The sequence below is a fragment of the Variovorax sp. 20P10.2.4 genome, from assembly GCF_058244205.1.
This window is the reverse complement of record NZ_JBZAYE010001065.1, coordinates 1-1,561: the sequence shown is the minus strand read 5'-3', so window position 1 is coordinate 1,561 and position 1,561 is coordinate 1. Positions and strand designations below refer to the sequence as shown.

Genomic DNA, 1,561 nt, shown 5'->3' with positions numbered 1-1,561 from the left:
CCACCTGCTCGAAGCCCGCCGCGAAACCCTTGAGGCTGGCCTCCACCGCCTTGCCCGAGGCGCGGATCGCCTGCTCGCAGGCCTCGCGCGAGAACGGCAGCGCGCCGCTGCCGGCCATGGCGCCGAACATCACGGTGTTGATCACCGTGCCGTGGCGCCAGGCCAGCGCGCGCATGTCGAACAGGTGGCTGTGCCGCGCGAGTTCGCGCGCGGCCTCGCTCACGCGCCGGCCGTCGTAGCGGCCGTCACCCATGGCGGATTTCTCGGCCACCGCGAACTCGCGGTGCGTGGAGGCCACGAGCGTGGTGCGCCGCGGATGCACGAAGCCGCCCTGCAGCACGCGCCCCGCCTCCATCAGTTCGGAGGCGGCGACGATGTCGACGTCGCCCGGGCTCGGCGTCAGCGAGAACACCGGGCGCGCGCCGCCGAGCCGCGCGGCCTCGACCGGGTAGATCTCGATGTAGTAGTTGGTGGCGCCGGTGCGCTGCGCCACGCCGGGTACCGAGGTGCTCTGCACCGGGAAGCCCTGGGCCGTGGCCGCGGCGATCAGCCAGTCGGCCAGCACGCCGCCGCCCTCGCCGCCCATGGCGGCGACCAGCACGGTCACGATGCGCGGTGCGTCTTCGAAGGAATCGTGGTTCATGCCGCCAGTGCCTCCGCGCGGTCGCGCGCCTTGCCGGCCATGAGGCCGATGACGCCGCTGCGCAGCCGGTGCAGCAGGCGCTCCCAGGTGCCGGCGTTCTGCACGATCTCGGCCTTGTAGAACGAGGGGCAGAGGATCGCGGCGTGCGCGTTCTCGCCGCACAGGCCGCAGCCCACGCAGCCCTGGTTGACGGTGGCCACGGGATCGGTGCGCAGCGCGCTCGGGTTGGGCTTGATGGTGAGCGACGGGCAGCCCGACAGCCGGATGCACGAGTGGTCGCCGGTGCAGACGTCGTCGTCGATGCCGAAGCGCGTGCGCACCACGCGCTCGCCGCGCTTGAGCTTCGCGGCCGTGACGGGCTTCATGCGGCGCTGGCGCTCGAGCTGGCATTCGCCGTCGGCGATGATGACCTTGAGGCCGCCCTCCTCGGTGGTCATCGCCTCCTGCAGCGTGTCGCGCATCTCGGCCACGCTGTAGCTGCGCACCTTGCGCACCCAGCCCACGCCCACGCCCTTGAGCGCGGCCTCGATGTCCAAGGTCAGCGGCCTGGCCGCGGGCTGCGTGGGCGACGAGGGAATGGCCTGCGTGCCGGTGGCCGAGGTGTAGCCGTTCTTCAGGATCACGAGCACCGAGTCCTGGCCGTTGTAGACCGCGTTGACCACGCCGCTGGTGAAGCCGTTGTGCCAGAAGCCGCCGTCGCCCATGATGCTGACGACCCGGTTGCCCATCAGCGGCGCGATGCCCGAGGAGCTCGCGAGGCCCAGGCCGTAGCCGAGCACCGTGCTGCCGGTGTTGAACGGCGGCAGGGTGCCGAAGGTGTGGCAGCCGATGTCGGCGCTGACGTGCACGCTGCCGAGTTCCTTCTGCATCAGCTTGATGGCGGCGAACACCGGGCGCTCGGGGCAACCGATGCAGAAG

General features: G+C 71.6%; 2 protein-coding genes. Both read right to left on the bottom strand.

What is annotated here, in order from left to right:
• Window positions 1–643: 2-oxoacid:acceptor oxidoreductase family protein (locus AC27VN_RS41085; protein ID WP_490880455.1), on the bottom strand; the 643-nt coding region annotated here is incomplete at its 3' end.
• A partial coding sequence (locus AC27VN_RS41080; protein ID WP_490880454.1) for a thiamine pyrophosphate-dependent enzyme occupies window positions 640–1,561 on the bottom strand: 922 nt, incomplete at its 5' end. The genes AC27VN_RS41080 and AC27VN_RS41085, both read right to left, overlap by 4 nt.